The sequence below is a fragment of the Pseudomonas sp. C 49-2 genome (genome assembly GCF_003970195.1).
In the GTDB taxonomy this organism is placed as follows: Bacteria; Pseudomonadota; Gammaproteobacteria; order Pseudomonadales; family Pseudomonadaceae; genus Aquipseudomonas; species Aquipseudomonas canadensis.
Map to the genome: position 1 here is coordinate 12,210 of NZ_RXYG01000008.1, position 16,803 is coordinate 29,012.

Genomic DNA, 16,803 nt, shown 5'->3' on the forward strand with positions numbered 1-16,803 from the left:
TTCGCTCAGCCTAGCCGGGGACTTCCTGCCTGCCTGACCTCGCCATTCTTATAAGCTTTAGGCCGTTTCCGACTAAAGAACTACGCTTTTCCTACTGAGCGCTACACTCCTTTGCAGGCTTGCCTGGTCTCGATACCCACCGCACCATTCGGCCGTCGCAAGGAGGCTTGATGAACGATGAGCTGCAACACCTGAAAAACCTCGGCAAGACGTCCGCACAGTGGCTGCATGCGGTGGGCATCCACAGTGCGTCGGACTTGCGCCGCCTGGGAGCGGTCGATGCGTACCGGGCCGTCCGGACGCGTGGCTTTCGCGCCTCCAAAGTCCTGTTGTATGCCATCGAAGGGGCGTTGATGGATGTGCACTGGAATGACATTCCTGCCGAGCGCAAGGAAGCGTTGAACCGTCAATTGGACGCACTATCGGCACGCCAGAAGAATTAGCTCGTCGACTAACCCCAACATTTACAGGCATTGCGAACAAGCGTTTGAGAAAACGCAGAGAACATGCAAAAACAATGGTTGACTCTCAAATGAGAATCGTTATGATTATCACAACTGATCGCGAGATCAGCCGATAACTGAAAGACCATTGGTTCGGACTCTCAGATTATCTCCTCATCAGGCTAATCACGGTTATTTGACCCGGCTCTTGCCGGGTCTTTTTTTGCCTATAAAAAAGCCGATTTCAGCGCGCAATGATCAGTGGATGCCCACGCTCCGGATGGGGCTGCACCAGCACATCCAAACCAAACACAGCCTTCAACGGTTCAGGCTGCATCACCTGCACCGGCGTATCCAATGCGTGTGGCCGTCCCGCCTCCAGCAGCAGAATGCGATCGCAGTAACGCGCCGCCAGGTTCAAATCGTGAAGGATCACCAACACCGCCGCGCCCCGATCAGCAAAGGCGCGAATAGCCTGTAAGGTGGTGTGTTGATGCAAAGGATCCAGCATCGACGTCGGCTCATCCAACAGCAACGTCTGCCCGGCCTCGCCCGGCCATAACTGCGCCAGCACCCGTGCCAGATGCACCCGCTGGCGCTCGCCACCGGACAGCGCCAGGTAGCTGCGGCCGCTCAAGTGGCCGACATCTGCTGCCTGCAACGCCGCCTCAATGATCTCATCATCGCGGGCTCGCCCGGTCTGATGCGGCAGGCGGCCCATGCCGACCACCTCTTCGACACGGAAAGCAAAGTCCAGCGTCGAGCTTTGCGGCAGTACCGCTAGGCGCTGTGCGCGCTGCGCGCCACTCCACTCACTCAACGGGCGCTGATCCAGCCACACGTTGCCTTGGTCGGGGTGCAGCTCACCGCACAATCCACCGAGCAGCGTACTTTTGCCCGCACCGTTGGGGCCCAACACGCCGAGCACTTCGCCCGGTAACAGGTCGAGGGTGACATCCGCCAATACAGTTTTGCGACCGCGACGGATCTGCAGGTCTTCCACACGCAGCATCAGGCACGCCCCCGCAACAACAGGTAAAGAAAAAACGGCGCGCCGATAAATGCAGTGACGATACCGATCGGCAACTCAGCCGGTGCCAGCGCGAGCCGTGCGACCAGATCGGCAAACAACAACAGGCTCGCACCTGCCAGAACCGATGCCGGCAACAACACCCGATGGTCCGGCCCCGCCAGCAAACGCACCAGATGCGGCACCACCAACCCGACAAAACCGATCATGCCCGCGGCGGCCACCGCAGCCCCGACGCCCAGCGCCGTGCAGAAAACCAACTCGCGCTTGAACCCTTCTACATCGATACCGAGATGATTGGCCTCCGACTCACCCAGCAGCAAAGCATTCAACGCTTTGGCCCGGCGCGGCAGCCATAGCGCCACGCCCGCGCTCACCAGCAAAAGCGGCCATAACCGTGAATAGCTGGCACCGTTGAGGCTGCCCAGGTTCCAAAACGTCAGGGTGCGCAAAGTGGCGTCGTCCGCCAGGTAGGTAAACAGGCCCACCGCCGAACTGGCGAGGGCCGTGAGGGCAATGCCGGCGAGCAGCATGGTTGCGACGTTGGTCTGGCCATTACGCCGCCCCAGTCGATAGACCAGTGCAGTTACACCCAACCCACCCAGGAATGCACACAGCGACAGAAGATAGGGGCCGAATGCATCCGGCAAACCGCCGAAAAACGAACCACCGACAATCGCCACCGCTGCCCCCAGCGCAGCTCCGCTTGAAACCCCCACCAAGCCTGGATCAGCCAGAGGATTGCGAAACAACCCCTGCATCGCCACACCCGACAAGGCCAACACACCACCGACAGCCAAGCCCAGCAGCGTGCGCGGCAAACGGATCTGCCCCAGGATCAGCTCAGCCTGCTCCAGCCCTTGGGCCTCAATCGGCACCCCCATCAAGCGCAACGCGGCTTTGAGCGTATCCAGCAACGGTAAGCTGACCGGCCCCAGCGCCAACGAAAGCCAGATCGCCAAGACACACAACAACGCCAGCCCAACAAACAGCGTCTTGGGTTTTACCAGAGTGGTCATGGGGCTGGCTTGGCCTGGGAGGGGTAAAACCCGGCAGATAGGTCTGCGAGGCTTTGCGGTATACGCGGCCCCAGCCCGCCGACCAGCAAGGTCGGATCCACTTCAAACACTCGTCCGCTTTTGGCCGCCGGCGTGGACGCCAGGATCGGATTCTCCTTGAACAGCGCCGCACGCGCCGCATCTCCGGTCAGGGCACGATCCGCAAACACCAGCACATCCGGGCTCAACCCCGCCAACGACTCCACCGAAAACGGTTTGTAGCCAGTATGCGTCGCCAAATTGCGCCCTCCCGCCTGCTGCAACATCCAGTCAGCCGCCGTGTCTTTGCCCGCGATCAGCGGCTTGCCGCCTGCATGACCCAGCAACAGCAATACGCCGGGGGCCTTTTGGGTGGACTGAGCCTTGGCGACCCAGCGCTTCTGCTGATCCAGCGCCTGCTCATATCCGGTAAACAATGCGTTGGCCCTGGCCTCAGCGCCCAGCAACTTGCCCAAGTGCTGGAGGTTACCCTTCAACGTCGGCAAATCAGGCTGCGCCGAGAACATCTCCACCTGCACACCCGCGCTGCGGATCTGCGCCAGTATGGGCGGCGGGCCCATTTCTTCAGTACCCACCAGCACCTGCGGGCGCAAACTCAAGATGCCCTCAGCCGACAACTGCCGCTGGTAACCAATGCTCGGCAACGCCTTGAGGGACTCAGGGTGCTGGCTGGTGGTATCCACGCCCACTAACTTCGACTCACCGCCCAAGGCCGTCACCCATTCCGACAGCGCCCCACCGGCACTCACCCAACGTTGGGGCAGTTCAGAGGCTTGAGCCCCAGGGTTGACCAGCAGTCCGACAACAAGCGCAATAGCGCTGGCACTCAGGCGCATAACAGGGTTTCCTTCCAAGGGCAGGGCCGCTCAAACGCTCATCAATGTGACAGATAACCGCTGCCCCGCATCGTATTGAGCGCCCGGTCGGCCAACGGGCGAAGCCGGCATTTGATAATTATTTGCATTTGAACGTCAAGGCACTTAAGGATTGAAATGAAGTTTCTCTGCTCCTCCGATACCCTCGCGCCAGACAGCAGCCTCGGTTTTGAAATCGATGGTTGCAAATTGTTGGCCGTGCGCCGGGACGGCATTGCCTACTTCTATATCAACCGCTGCCCCCATCGTGGGGTTCCACTGGAATGGCAGCCCGACCGGTTCCTCGACGACAGCGCCAGCCTGATCCAGTGCGCCACCCACGGCGCGCTGTTCCTGATTGAGAACGGCGAGTGCATCGCAGGCCCTTGCGCCGGGCAAAGCCTGACCGCCCTGCCCGGACGCGAAGACGCCCAGGGGTTGTGGGTGGAACTCTAGTCGAGCAGCACGTCCAGACGCCGGTCCACGCAGATCTCCTCGGATGTCACGCGCACGCCATACGCCAGCACTTCCACCCCGACCGCCTTGGCTTCGCGCAGGGCAGCAGCGTAGGCCGCGTCGATCTCCACGGCCGGGCGCACAGCATCAATCCCCGAGAGGTTGACGCAATACAACTGCACCGCTCGCACACCGTCACGCGCCAGATGGGCCAGTTCGCGCAAATGCTTGGCGCCACGCTGGGTCACTGCATCCGGGAAAGCGGCAACCGAAGTGCCGTCAAAACCCAGGGTTACGCTTTTGACTTCGATGTAAGCCGCGCCGTCGGGATATTCCAGGCGGAAGTCGATGCGGCTTTTCTCCTGACCGTAAGGCACTTCACGCTTCAAGGCGGTAAAGCCGTTCAACTCGGTAATGACACCCGCACGTAACGCTTCCTCGACCAACTGATTGGCACGCGCCGTGTTTACACACGCCAAGCGACCCTGGGGCGTCTCGGCGATTTCCCAGGTGCCCGGCAACTTGCGCTTGGGGTCATTGGAGCGACTGAACCAAACCTGCCCACCTTCGACCATGCAATTGAGCATCGAGCCGGTGTTGGGGCAATGAATGGTCAACAACTCGCCGGTAACCGTTTCGATATCGGTGAGAAAACGCTTGTAGCGACGAATCAGCCGCGCTTCTTCTAGGGGAGGATGAAAGCGCATCAGCCTTGCCAGCTCCGCAAGCCACGAGCGATCCGTTCCACCGCCTCCTGTAGCCGATCGAGGTTTTGCGTGTAGGCAAAACGCACATGGTGGCCGGCTTGGTAGCGGCCAAAATCCAGGCCTGGCGTAAACGCCACATGTTCGGTGTCGAGGAAGTGGCGGCAGAATGCGAAGGCATCACCGCCGAACGCGCTGATATCGGCATATAAATAGAACGCGCCCTCCGGCTCGACCGCGATGCCAAACCCAAGCTCGCGCAAGGCGGGCAGCAGGAAGTCGCGACGACGGCCGAACTCAGCGCGGCGCTCTTCCAGAATGCTAAGGGTTTGCGGGGTGAAACAGGCCAATGCCGCATGCTGGGCCATGCTCGGCGCACTGATGTAGAGATTTTGCGCGAGCTTCTCCAATTCACCCACCGCCGCCGGTGGTGCTACCAGCCAACCCAGGCGCCAACCGGTCATGCCGAAATACTTCGAAAAACTATTCAGGACGAACGCGTCGTCGTCGACTTCCAGCACGCTGGCCGCATCGGTGCCATAGGTGAGGCCATGGTAAATCTCGTCCACCACCAAATGACCGTTGCGCGCCTTGATCGCGCCGGAAAGCTCGGCCAATTCGTCGCGTGTGAGGATCGTGCCGGTCGGGTTGGCCGGGGATGCCACCAATGCGCCCACACTGTCCTGATCCCAGTGTTTGGCCACGAGGTCAGCGGTCAACTGATAGCGCACTTCAGGACCGACCGGCACCAGCTGCGCCGCGCCCTCCACCAATCGCAGGAAGTGGCGATTGCAGGGGTAGCCAGGGTCGGCGAGCAGCCAATGCTTGCCCGGGTCCACCAGCAAACTGCTGGCGAGCAACAATGCGCCTGAGCCACCGGGCGTGATTAGGATGCGCTCGGGGTCCACGTTCAGCCCATAGCGCTGCTGGTAGAAACCGCTAATGGCCTCGCGCAACTCGGGCAAGCCACGGGCGGCGGTATAGCGCGTCTTGCCGTTGGCCAACGCTGCCTGGCCGGCCTGGATGATCGGCTCGGCGGTGGTGAAGTCCGGCTCGCCGATTTCCAAGTGGATCACGTCATGGCCGGCGGCTTGCAGCTCATTGGCCCGCGCCAGCAATGCCATGACATGAAAAGGTTCGATGGCGCGACTGCGCGCACTGTAGGGCTGAGCCATTAGCCTTCCTTAACGGTGAGGACAAATTCTGGATTCTACCGAACCCGCGCGGGAAAACATGTTCTATTGCCTGCCCGGCGGCATGTGCCGGCCGGGCAAGTGCCTGCAAAACGACTAAAATAAACATTCGAGGCAATGCATACCCAGCAATGGCGGGCTGTCGCAGTTTGCAAGCGATTTGCCATGGGCCTCGACAACCGGGAGTGGCGCACCCCGAATCTATCTGGTAAGTTCGCCCGCTTGCAGCCGCAGGGCCGGCAGGCGTCGGTGACGTTGCAATCCTGCGCAATGGATTAGAAGAGTGAGAGGCGGTCTATTCATGTCCACCCCAGCAAAGCAACAGCAGCAGAGCCTCAGTGGCTTCACACCTTACGTCGAAGCGAAGGGTGAGGAGTACATGGGCAAGCCCATGCGCCAGCACTTCACCAATATCCTGCAAAAGTGGAAGCAGGACTTGATGAAAGAGGTCGACCGCACCGTTGACCACATGAAGGACGAAGCCGCCAACTTCCCGGACCCGGCCGACCGTGCCAGCCAGGAAGAAGAGTTCGCCCTTGAACTGCGCGCCCGTGATCGCGAACGCAAGCTGATCAAGAAGATCGACAAGACGCTGCAACTGATCGAAGACGAAGAATACGGCTGGTGCGAATCCTGCGGCGTCGAGATTGGTATTCGTCGCCTGGAAGCCCGCCCAACCGCGGACCTCTGCGTAGACTGCAAGACCTTGGCTGAAATCAAGGAAAAACAGGTCGGCAAGTAATCCAGCCGAGCTGAACGAATGGGGCGTGCGAACGCCCCATTTTTGTTGCTGGCGTTTACCGAATTTCCAGTAGTATCCGGCCCATGACAGCCTCTACCTATATCGGGCGCTTTGCCCCCACACCCAGCGGCCATTTGCATTTCGGCTCCCTGGTCGCCGCCCTCGCCTCCTACCTTGACGCCCGCGCCAACCATGGCCGCTGGCTGATGCGCATGGAAGACCTCGACCCACCCCGTGAAGAGCCAGGCGCCCAAGCGGCGATCCTGCATGCCCTGGAAAGCTATGGCTTCGAGTGGGACGGTGAATTGGTCCGACAAAGCGAGCGGCATGAAGCCTACGCCAAAGTGCTTAATGACCTGTTCAACCACGGCCTGGCCTACGCCTGCACCTGCTCGCGCAAACAGCTGGAGCCCTACAACGGCATCTACCCTGGCCTGTGCCGCAATGCCGGCCACGCCCAGCAAGACGCCGCCATCCGTTTGCGCGTTCCAGAGCTTGAGTACCACTTTACCGACCGCGTCCAGGGCGAATTCCGACAGCACCTGGGCCGCGATGTAGGCGATTTCGTCATCCGTCGCCGCGACGGCCTCTACGCCTACCAACTGGCCGTGGTGCTCGACGATGCGTGGCAAGGTGTGACCGATATCGTGCGCGGTGCCGACCTGCTGGACTCGACGCCACGCCAGCTCTACCTGCAAGAACTGCTCGGCCTGCGCCAACCTCGCTACCTGCACGTGCCGCTGATCATCCAGCCGGACGGCAATAAACTGGGCAAATCCTACCGTTCCCCGCCGTTGACACCCGACCAGGCCACGCCTTTGCTACTGAGAGCCCTGCGCGCCCTCGGCCAGCAACCCGATGACGAACTGTTGCACGCCAGCCCGCGGGAACTGCTGGATTGGGGCATTACGCACTGGGATGCCACGCAGATCCCGCGCACACTCACGCTGGCCGAAGCGCAATTGAGCTGAAGGCGCTTGCAGCTTGCCAAGCATCCGTTACCATCGCCGCACGTTTTTAGACAGAGGCCAACATGTACATCTATCGATTGGTCCTGCTGCTGGTCGTCGGGATCTACCTGTTTTCCCCCGCCATCATGGATTGGTGGATCGACGCCACGGGCGCCTGGTATCGCCCTTATCTGCTGTGGCTGATCCTGATCGTCGTGACTTTCATCCTGCAGAGCCAAAAAGATGCCGATGAGCTTTAGCCTCACCCAGATGCTGCTGATCAGCGCCGCCTACCTGGCCGCGTTGTTCGGAGTCGCCTGGATCAGTGAGCGCGGAATGATTCCGCGGGCGATCATTCGCCATCCGTTGACCTACACCTTGTCCCTCGGCGTATACGCCAGTGCCTGGGCGTTCTATGGCACCGTGGGCCTGGCCTATCAGTACGGTTATGGCTTTTTGTCCAGCTACCTCGGGGTGTCCGGCGCATTTCTGCTGGCGCCGGTGCTGCTGTACCCGATCCTGAAGATCACCCGCACCTACCAATTGTCTTCCCTGGCCGACCTGTTTGCCTTCCGCTTTCGCAGCACCTGGGCCGGCGCGCTGACCACTATTTTCATGCTGATCGGCGTGTTGCCGTTGCTGGCCCTGCAAATTCAGGCCGTGGCCGACTCCATCAGCATCCTGACCCGCGAGCCAGTGCAACATCGCGTAGCGCTGGCCTTCTGTGCGCTGATCACGCTGTTCACGATTTTCTTCGGTTCACGCCATATCGCCACCCGCGAAAAACATGAAGGGCTGGTGTTTGCGATTGCCTTTGAGTCGGTGATCAAGCTGATCGCCATCGGCGGCGTCGGCCTGTATGCGCTCTACGGCGTGTTCGACGGCCCGCAGCAGTTGGAACTGTGGCTGCTGCAAAACCAGACCGCCCTCGCCGCCCTGCACACGCCTTTGCAGGAAGGCCCATGGCGCACGCTGCTGCTGGTGTTTTTCGCCTCGGCGATTGTGATGCCGCACATGTACCACATGACTTTCACCGAGAACCTCAACCCGCGCTCGCTGGTCAGCGCCAGTTGGGGCTTGCCGTTGTTCCTGCTGTTGATGAGCCTGGCGGTACCGCTGATCCTGTGGGCAGGCCTGAAACTTGGGGCCACCACCAACCCTGAATACTTCACCCTCGGCATTGGCATTGCTGCCAACAGCCCGGCCTTGGCGCTGCTGGCTTACGTCGGTGGATTGTCAGCGGCCAGCGGGCTGATCATCGTCACGACCCTGGCACTGTCCGGCATGGCACTCAACCACCTGGTGCTGCCGCTGTACCAGCCGCCAGCCGAAGGCAATATCTATCGCTGGCTGAAATGGACACGCCGCGCGCTGATCGTCGCGATCATCATGGCCGGCTACGGGTTCTACCTGTTGCTGGGCGCGGGGCAGGACCTGGCCAACCTCGGCATCGTTGCGTTTGTCGCCACCTTGCAGTTCCTCCCAGGCGTGCTCTCGGTACTGTACTGGCCGACCGCCAATCGCCGTGGTTTCATCGCCGGTTTGCTGGCCGGAATCCTGGTGTGGATCGTGACTATGCTGTTGCCGCTGGTCGGCAATCTGCAGGGTTTCTACATCCCGTTGTTGAACATGATCTACGTGCTGGACGACACCAGTTGGCACATGGCTGCGATTGCCTCCCTGGCCGCCAACGTCCTGATGTTCACCCTGATCTCCCTGTTCACCAACGCCAGCCCGGAAGAAACCAGCGCCGCCGAAGCGTGCGCGGTGGATAACGTACGCCGCCCGCAACGCCGCGAACTGCATGCAGCCTCGCCCCAGGAGTTCGCCACGCAACTGGCCAAGCCCCTGGGCGCCAAGGCGGCGCAGAAGGAAGTTGAACAGGCGCTGCGTGATCTCTATCTGCCGTTCGACGAGCGGCGCCCGTACGCGTTGCGGCGCCTGCGTGACCGTATCGAGGCCAACCTGTCCGGCTTGATGGGGCCGAGCGTGTCCCAGGACATGGTGGAAACCTTCCTGCCCTATAAGGCCGGCGGCGAAAACTATGTGACCGAAGACATCCATTTCATCGAAAGCAGGCTGGAGGATTACCACTCACGCCTTACCGGTCTCGCCGCCGAACTCGATGCCTTGCGCCGCTACCACCGCCAGACCTTGCAGGAATTGCCCATGGGCGTGTGCTCCCTGGCCAAGGACCAGGAGATCCTGATGTGGAACAAGGCCATGGAAGAACTCACCGGTATCGCAGCGCAGCGGGTGGTCGGTTCACGCCTCAATACCCTGGGCGACCCGTGGAAAGAATTGCTGCAAGGCTTCATCAACCTGCCCGACGAACATTTGCACAAGCAGCACCTGGCCCTCGACGGCCAGACCCGTTGGCTCAACCTGCACAAAGCCGCCATCGACGAACCCCTGGCGCCCGGTAACAGCGGCCTGGTGTTGCTGGTAGAAGACCTGACCGAAACCCAGATGCTCGAAGACAAGCTGGTGCACTCCGAGCGTCTGGCCAGCATCGGCCGACTGGCGGCGGGCGTGGCCCATGAAATCGGCAACCCGATCACCGGTATCGCTTGCCTCGCGCAGAACCTGCGGGAAGAGCGCGAGGAAGACGGCGAAATCACCGAGATCAGCGGGCAGATCCTCGAACAGACCAAGCGCGTTTCTCGCATCGTGCAGTCGCTGATGAGCTTCGCCCACGCCGGCGCCCATCAGAATCAGGACGAAGCGGTATGCCTGGCCGAAGTGGCGCAGGATGCCATTGGGCTGCTGGCCTTGAACCGGCGCAATTTCGAAGTACAGTTCTTCAATTTGTGCGATCCCGACCACTGGGTAGATGGCGACTCACAACGCCTGGCCCAAGTGCTGATCAACCTGTTGTCCAACGCCCGTGACGCCACCCCGGCCGGCGGTGCGGTACGCGTCAAGACCGAGGCTTTCGAACATACGGTCGATCTGATCGTCGAAGATGAAGGTAGCGGTATTCCACAGAACATCATGGACCGATTGTTCGAACCCTTCTTCACCACCAAGGACCCAGGTGAAGGTACCGGTCTGGGCCTTGCACTGGTCTATTCCATCGTTGAAGAGCATTATGGACAAATCACCATCGACAGCCCGGCTGACACCGAAAGCCAACGCGGCACCCGTATTCGGGTGACCTTGCCGCGTCATGTCGAAGCGACGTCCGCTGTGAACTGAGACCGTCGAGAGAATTGAATCAATGCCGCACATTTTGATCGTCGAAGACGAAACCATTATCCGCTCTGCCTTGCGTCGCCTGCTTGAACGTAATCAGTACCAGGTCAGCGAAGCCGGCTCGGTGCAGGAAGCCCAGGAGCGGTTCAGCATTCCCACGTTCGACCTGATTGTCAGTGACCTGCGCCTGCCTGGCGCGCCTGGCACCGAGTTGATCAAGCTTGGCCAGGGCACCCCGGTGCTGATCATGACCAGCTACGCCAGCCTGCGCTCGGCGGTCGACTCGATGAAGATGGGCGCGGTGGACTACATCGCCAAGCCTTTCGACCATGATGAGATGCTTCAGGCCGTGGCCCGTATCCTGCGTGACCGTCAATCGGCCAGCAGTGCGCCGGTCGAGCAACGTCCAGCGGGCAAAGCCGCCGACAAGCCGGGGGTTGATAACAGCAACGGCGAGATCGGCATCATCGGCTCTTGCCCACCGATGCAGGACCTGTACGGCAAGATCCGTAAAGTCGCGCCGACTGACTCAAATGTTTTGATCCAGGGCGAGTCCGGCACCGGTAAAGAACTGGTGGCCCGTGCCCTGCACAACCTGTCCAAGCGTGCCAAGGCGCCGATGATCTCGGTGAACTGCGCTGCGATCCCCGAATCCCTGATCGAGTCCGAGCTGTTCGGTCACGAGAAAGGTGCGTTTACCGGCGCCAGCGCCGGGCGTGCGGGCTTGGTGGAAGCGGCGGACGGCGGCACGCTGTTCCTCGATGAAATCGGTGAATTGCCACTGGAAGCACAAGCGCGGTTACTGCGTGTGCTACAGGAAGGTGAAATTCGCCGCGTAGGCTCGGTGCAGTCGCAAAAGGTCGATGTGCGCCTGATCGCGGCGACTCACCGCGACCTCAAGAGCCTGGCCAAGATCGGCCAGTTCCGTGAAGACTTGTATTACCGTCTGCACGTGATCGCCCTCAAGCTGCCGGCCCTGCGTGAGCGTGGCGCCGACGTCAACGAGATCGCCAATGCCTTCCTGCTGCGCCAGAGCGCGCGTATCAACCGTACCGACCTGAAGTTCGCGCCGGACGCCGAGCAGGCGATTCGGCATTACTCATGGCCGGGTAACGTGCGGGAGCTGGAGAATGCGGTGGAGCGCGCGGTGATCCTGTCGGAGAGCCCGGAGATTTCCGCCGAACTGCTGGGCATCGATATCGAGCTCAGTGACTTGGAGGATGACGACTTCATCGGCCTGGCGCCTCAACAGGGCGGCGGCAGCAATACCAGCCATGAGCCGACCGAAGACCTGTCGCTGGAAGACTACTTCCAGCATTTCGTCCTTGAGCATCAGGACCACATGACCGAGACCGAACTGGCGCGCAAGCTGGGCGTAAGCCGCAAATGCCTGTGGGAACGCCGCCAGCGCCTGGGCATTCCACGGCGCAAGACCGGTGTGGCCAGCGAGAGTTAAGGGTGCGCGCCCACAGGTAACACCCACCAATGTGAAAAAACTGTTACCGCGGATATTTCGCGTAACAAAAGCCGGGGCTTACGGTAACGAAGCCCCGGCTTTTTTTGGCCCGTCAAAAACCCGAAACCACCTCAACCCCCCGGTTTTGCTGGGCGAGGCAAAAGTTGGCACGCACCCTGCTATATGCTTAGTACAAAAACAATAACAAGCTTTGTACAAGACAATAAAAATAAGACGAATCGACTCACGCATAACAAAAACAACACGGCGGAGGCGCAGCTAACTGATTCTTTTGGAGAGGCGTTGCATTTGGGGCTTGCCCCGCAACCAGGCCGAGAACAACAAAAACTGCCCTAAGGCAGAGCCTGAACTGGTTGGATCGTAGATGAGCAACACAGCGACCAAAGCAATCCGTTTGCTCTTGACTCCCGATTGGGAGTGTCATGAAGGTGAAGCTTCATGGCGAGGGCGATCAACAAAAACAAGAAGCCCGAAATCAATAATAAAAATAGAGCACGCAACTACTTCTGGGGGAGCTTCGGCTCCCCTTGTAGTTTCCGCGATTTGACCGTCCAGCAATCTCTTGAAGCTTTTGGCTTGGGGCTTGCAGCTTGTTCCTACACCATCCCCTGACTAAATGCTAGAATCCCCGCCCATCATGCGGTCATTCTTCGTTATGGCCGAACATTCCTTCAAACAGTGCATCCCATGCTGAAGAAGTTGTTCCAGTCATTCCGTTCTCCCTTGCGTCGTACGCAACACAAACGCAGCACGCCTGAAGTGCTCAACAGCAGCCAGCATTCGCTGCAACGCGCTCAATTCAGCCGTTATGCAGTGAACATCGTCGAACGTTTGCAGAACGCCGGCTACCAGGCTTATCTGGTGGGCGGGTGCGTACGCGACATGCTGCTCAACATCACGCCCAAGGACTTCGACGTCGCCACCAGCGCCACGCCTGAGCAAGTGCGTGCCGAATTCCGTAATGCGCGGATCATCGGCCGACGCTTCAAGCTGGTGCATATTCACTTCGGTCGCGAAATCATTGAAGTCGCGACGTTCCGTGCCGGCCATCCGCAAAACGATGAAGAGGAAGACACCAATCAGTCCTCCCGCAACGAAAGCGGGCGTATCCTGCGCGACAACGTCTACGGCACCCTGGAAGAAGACGCGCAACGCCGCGACTTCACCATCAACGCCCTGTATTACGACCCGGTCAGCGAGCGCATCCTCGATTACGCCAATGGCGTACACGACATTCGCAACAACCTGATCCGCCTGATCGGCGACCCGGTCCAGCGCTACCAGGAAGACCCGGTCCGCATGCTGCGGGCCGTGCGTTTTGCTGCCAAGCTGAACTTCGGCATCGAGCGCCACACCGCCGCACCGATTCGTGAACTGGCACCGATGCTGCGGGAAATCCCCTCGGCGCGCCTGTTCGAAGAAGTGCTCAAACTGTTCCTCTCGGGTTATGCCGCCGACACCTTTGAAATGCTGGTGGACCTGCAGTTGTTCGACCCACTGTTCCCGGCCAGCGCCGAGGCTTTGGAATACAACCCGACGTACACCCACACCCTGATCAGCGAAGCGCTGATCAACACCGACCTGCGCATCAAGCAGAACAAGCCGGTCACCCCGGCATTCCTGTTTGCCGCGCTGTTGTGGCCCGCCTTGCCGAAACGCGTACTGCGCTTGCAGGAGCGTGGCATGCCGCCGATCCCGGCCATGCAGGAAGCCGCGCATGAGCTGATCGCCGAACAGTGCCAGCGCATCGCTATTCCGAAACGCTTCACTATGCCGATCCGCGAGATCTGGGACATGCAGGAGCGTCTGCCACGCCGCAGCGGCAAACGCGCCGACCTGTTGCTGGACAACCCGCGCTTCCGCGCCGGCTACGACTTCCTGCTGCTGCGCGAAAGTGCCGGCGAGCAGACCGACGGCCTGGGCGAATGGTGGACCGATTACCAGGACGCCAATGACAGCGAGCGCCGCGACATGATTCGTGACCTCGGCAGCAAAGGCGACGGCGAAGGCCCGAAGAAACGTCGTCGCAGTGGCAGCAAGCGCAAGCGCAGTTCGGCTGACGCCTCGGGCGAATAAACGTGGAACGCATCTACATCGGCATGGGCAGCAACCTGGCTGCCCCGGACCAGCAATTGCGCAGCGCTATCGAAGCACTGGCGCAATTGCCGGGCACCACGGTCGCTGGAGTGTCCGCCTTTTATCAAAGTGACTCCCTGCTCCCAGGCCAACCGCGCTACACCAATGCGGTTGCCGCCCTGGACAGTCGCCTTGCGCCCCTGGAGTTGCTGGATGCGCTGCAAGCCATCGAAAACGACCAGGGCCGCGAACGCCTTGAACGCTGGGGCCCGCGCACGCTCGACCTCGATATCCTGCTGTTTGGCGATCACCTGATCGATGAACCGCGTCTCAAGGTCCCGCACTACCAGATGCACCTGCGCGCATTTGTGCTGTATCCACTGGCCGAGCTAGCGCCCGCATCGCTGCAACTGCCCAACGGTCAAACGCTCAACGACTTGCTGACCGCCTGCCCGTTTGTCGGCCTGGAACGCTTGCCCCAAAACTGACTCGATCAATGTGGGAGCTGGCTTGCCTGCGATAGCATCACCTCGGTTTCACTGAAAGACCGAGGCGCCTGCATCGCAGGCAAGCCAGCTCCCACATTTTGATCACCTACGCCCTCAAAATCGCTTTCCCACTTGCTGAATCGCGTCAGTAACAGCGGTAACACCGTCATCGTAACAATGCGGTAACACATCCAATTGACTTCCCGTGCCCTCCTCACGACTATAGGCGTCCCGCTGCCGCCAACCCGGCGCTAAAGGGCGCAATCCAGGCCATATAAGCACTGCTCTCAAGACAGTGCGCCTGTATAAACGAAGACTCACGCGCGTTACTCGCTGTTTCCAAGCGCCTGAATGAGGACCCTTTTCATGCCAGACATTACCCTGACCACCTTGCAGAGCCTCAAGCTCAAAGGTGAAAAAATCGCCATGCTGACCTGCTATGACGCCACCTTCGCCCACGCCAGTTGCCAGGCTGGGGTTGAAGTGCTGCTAGTGGGCGACTCCCTCGGCATGGTTCTTCAAGGGAATGACAGCACCCTGCCCGTCACCACTGATGAACTTGCGTACCACACCGCCAGCGTCAAGCGCGGTAACGATGGCGCCTTCATCATCGCCGACCTGCCATTCATGGCATACGCGACGCTTGAACAGACCTTCCAGAATGCCGGCAAGCTGATGCAAGCCGGCGCGCACATGATCAAAGTCGAAGGCGCAGTGTGGCTGGCCGAGTCGATCCGCCTGCTGGCGGAACGCGGCGTGCCGGTGTGCGCACACATGGGCCTGACGCCACAGTCGGTGAACATCCTCGGCGGCTACAAGGTACAAGGCCGCAATGAGGCCCAGGCGCGGCAGATGCGCGCGGATGCCATCGCTCTGGAGCAGGCCGGCGCGGCAATGATCCTGCTCGAATGCGTGCCGAGCGAACTGGCGGCAGAAATCACCCAGGCCGTGAAAGTGCCGGTGATCGGGATTGGCGCAGGCTCGGCCACCGATGGCCAGGTGCTGGTGCTGCACGACATGCTCGGCCTGTCGATCAGCGGCCGTGTGCCGAAGTTCGTCAAGAACTTCATGGCCGGCCAGGACAGCATTCACGCCGCATTGAGTGCCTACGTTGCCGAGGTCAAAGGCGTGACCTTCCCTGGCGCCGAACACGGATTCTCTGCATGAACACCGTAAAAACCGTACGTGAATTGCGGGCTGCGGTTACTCACGCCCGCAACGCCGGCAAGCGCATTGGCTTTGTGCCGACCATGGGCAACCTGCACAGCGGCCATGCCACTTTGGTGACCAAGGCCGCCCAGCAGGCGGATTTCGTGGTGGCCAGCATCTTCGTCAACCCGCTGCAGTTTGGCGCTGGCGAAGATTTGGACAAGTATCCGCGCACCCTGGCCGCCGACCAGGAAATGCTGCTGCAAGCGGGCTGCAACCTGCTGTTCGCGCCCACCGTCGACGAAATGTACCCCGGCGGCATGACCGGCCAGACGCGCGTCAGCGTGCCACAATTGTCTGAAGGCCTGTGCGGCGCCAGCCGTCCCGGGCATTTCGAAGGCGTGGCGACCGTGGTCAGCAAGCTGTTCAACATGGTCCAGCCGGACATGGCGGTGTTTGGCCAGAAGGATTACCAGCAACTGGCCGTGATCCGCGCCATGGTCCACGACCTGAACATGCCGATCCAGATCATCGGCGAGCCCACCGTGCGCGCCGACGACGGCCTCGCGCTGTCGTCGCGTAACGGCTACCTCACCGACGAGCAACGCGCCATTGCGCCGGTGCTGTACCGCAGCCTCAGCCAGATTGGCGCCGCGATCAAAGCCGGTGACCACGACTTCGCCAAGCTGCGCGCCGAACAGGTCCAGCAGATCGAAGCCGCCGGGTTGCGCCTGGACTACCTCGAAGTGCGCCAGGGCGTGAATTTGCGCCCGGCCACGGCCGAAGATCGGGATATCGTGATCCTGGTAGCCGCCTATCTCGGCGCTACCCGGCTCATCGACAACCTGCACCTGACCCTCGACTGACCCCTTCCAATCGCCCTCCTCGCTGCGTCAATAAAAAGGGCCGGTATAAAAAAGTACCGGCCTTAGCGCAGACAAAGCCAAGACATATCGACACGCTAGGTTTAATGTAATCGCCCTGCGCT

At 60.6% G+C, this 16,803-nt stretch carries 17 protein-coding genes; 12 read left to right on the top strand and 5 right to left on the bottom strand.

Going from position 1 to position 16,803, the window contains the following annotated elements; genetic code table 11:
- Window positions 1-170: 170 nt before the first annotated feature.
- Window positions 171-443 (top strand): TfoX/Sxy family protein, encoded by a 273-nt coding sequence (locus EJ576_RS16785; protein ID WP_010206563.1) that lies wholly within the window; start codon window positions 171-173, stop codon window positions 441-443.
- A gap of 244 nt (window positions 444-687) precedes the next feature.
- On the opposite strand, the gene EJ576_RS16790 is transcribed toward EJ576_RS16785, so the two are convergent.
- From EJ576_RS16790 to EJ576_RS16800, 3 genes are read right to left on the bottom strand one after another with little or no spacing between them, the layout of a single operon-like run.
- Window positions 688-1,455 carry a heme ABC transporter ATP-binding protein gene (locus EJ576_RS16790; protein WP_122728119.1) on the bottom strand — a complete coding sequence of 256 codons (768 nt, stop codon included), beginning with the start codon at window positions 1,453-1,455 and terminating at the stop codon, window positions 688-690.
- Window positions 1,455-2,492, bottom strand: coding sequence for an iron ABC transporter permease (locus EJ576_RS16795; RefSeq protein WP_126570731.1), 1,038 nt, complete (start codon window positions 2,490-2,492; stop codon window positions 1,455-1,457). Before EJ576_RS16795 ends, EJ576_RS16790 begins: the two co-directional genes overlap by 1 nt.
- Entirely contained in the window at window positions 2,489-3,367 is an 879-nt protein-coding gene (locus EJ576_RS16800; RefSeq protein WP_068933680.1) for a hemin ABC transporter substrate-binding protein, read from the bottom strand. Before EJ576_RS16800 ends, EJ576_RS16795 begins: the two co-directional genes overlap by 4 nt.
- 156 nt (window positions 3,368-3,523) lie before the next feature.
- Between EJ576_RS16800 and EJ576_RS16805 the strand changes: the two genes are divergently transcribed.
- Window positions 3,524-3,841 (top strand): Rieske 2Fe-2S domain-containing protein, encoded by a 318-nt coding sequence (locus tag EJ576_RS16805; protein WP_126570732.1) that lies wholly within the window; start codon window positions 3,524-3,526, stop codon window positions 3,839-3,841.
- Here EJ576_RS16805 and sfsA read toward each other — a convergent pair.
- Both sfsA and EJ576_RS16815 read right to left on the bottom strand, forming a co-directional pair.
- Window positions 3,838-4,548 carry a DNA/RNA nuclease SfsA gene (sfsA, locus tag EJ576_RS16810; protein WP_126570733.1) on the bottom strand — a complete coding sequence of 237 codons (711 nt, stop codon included), beginning with the start codon at window positions 4,546-4,548 and terminating at the stop codon, window positions 3,838-3,840. The genes EJ576_RS16805 and sfsA overlap by 4 nt on opposite strands.
- Window positions 4,548-5,720 carry a pyridoxal phosphate-dependent aminotransferase gene (locus EJ576_RS16815; protein ID WP_028617956.1) on the bottom strand — a complete coding sequence of 391 codons (1,173 nt, stop codon included), beginning with the start codon at window positions 5,718-5,720 and terminating at the stop codon, window positions 4,548-4,550. Before EJ576_RS16815 ends, sfsA begins: the two co-directional genes overlap by 1 nt.
- A gap of 319 nt (window positions 5,721-6,039) precedes the next feature.
- On the opposite strand from EJ576_RS16815, the gene dksA reads away from it, so the two are divergent.
- From dksA to panC, 10 genes are all read left to right on the top strand, one after another.
- Window positions 6,040-6,480 carry an RNA polymerase-binding protein DksA gene (dksA, locus tag EJ576_RS16820; protein ID WP_122728109.1) on the top strand — a complete coding sequence of 147 codons (441 nt, stop codon included), beginning with the start codon at window positions 6,040-6,042 and terminating at the stop codon, window positions 6,478-6,480.
- Window positions 6,481-6,563: 83 nt separating this feature from the next.
- Window positions 6,564-7,451: a tRNA glutamyl-Q(34) synthetase GluQRS gene (gene gluQRS, locus EJ576_RS16825; protein WP_122728107.1), complete on the top strand. Its 888-nt coding sequence runs from the start codon at window positions 6,564-6,566 to the stop codon at window positions 7,449-7,451.
- Between the two features lie 62 nt (window positions 7,452-7,513).
- Window positions 7,514-7,690, top strand: coding sequence for a hypothetical protein (locus EJ576_RS16830; RefSeq protein WP_003176118.1), 177 nt, complete (start codon window positions 7,514-7,516; stop codon window positions 7,688-7,690).
- Entirely contained in the window at window positions 7,674-10,628 is a 2,955-nt protein-coding gene (locus EJ576_RS16835) for a sensor histidine kinase (RefSeq protein ID WP_164393777.1), read from the top strand. The genes EJ576_RS16830 and EJ576_RS16835 overlap by 17 nt, the downstream gene beginning before the upstream one ends.
- A gap of 22 nt (window positions 10,629-10,650) precedes the next feature.
- The gene (locus EJ576_RS16840; protein ID WP_122728105.1) at window positions 10,651-12,081 is read left to right on the top strand and encodes a sigma-54 dependent transcriptional regulator; all 1,431 of its coding nucleotides are present in this window, start codon (window positions 10,651-10,653) and stop codon (window positions 12,079-12,081) included.
- Between the two features lie 459 nt (window positions 12,082-12,540).
- Entirely contained in the window at window positions 12,541-12,714 is a 174-nt protein-coding gene (locus EJ576_RS29685; protein WP_154670147.1) for a hypothetical protein, read from the top strand.
- A gap of 75 nt (window positions 12,715-12,789) precedes the next feature.
- Window positions 12,790-14,178: a polynucleotide adenylyltransferase PcnB gene (locus tag EJ576_RS16845; protein ID WP_028617960.1), complete on the top strand. Its 1,389-nt coding sequence runs from the start codon at window positions 12,790-12,792 to the stop codon at window positions 14,176-14,178.
- Between the two features lie 2 nt (window positions 14,179-14,180).
- Window positions 14,181-14,666, top strand: a complete 486-nt coding sequence (folK, locus tag EJ576_RS16850; RefSeq protein WP_122728103.1) for a 2-amino-4-hydroxy-6-hydroxymethyldihydropteridine diphosphokinase — start codon at window positions 14,181-14,183, stop codon at window positions 14,664-14,666.
- A 366-nt stretch (window positions 14,667-15,032) separates the two neighbouring features.
- Window positions 15,033-15,833, top strand: a complete 801-nt coding sequence (panB, locus tag EJ576_RS16860; protein WP_126570734.1) for a 3-methyl-2-oxobutanoate hydroxymethyltransferase — start codon at window positions 15,033-15,035, stop codon at window positions 15,831-15,833.
- Complete coding sequence (gene panC / locus EJ576_RS16865; RefSeq protein ID WP_122728101.1) at window positions 15,830-16,681, top strand: pantoate--beta-alanine ligase; 852 nt, start codon at window positions 15,830-15,832, stop codon at window positions 16,679-16,681. Before panB ends, panC begins: the two co-directional genes overlap by 4 nt.
- Window positions 16,682-16,803: the final 122 nt, after the last annotated feature.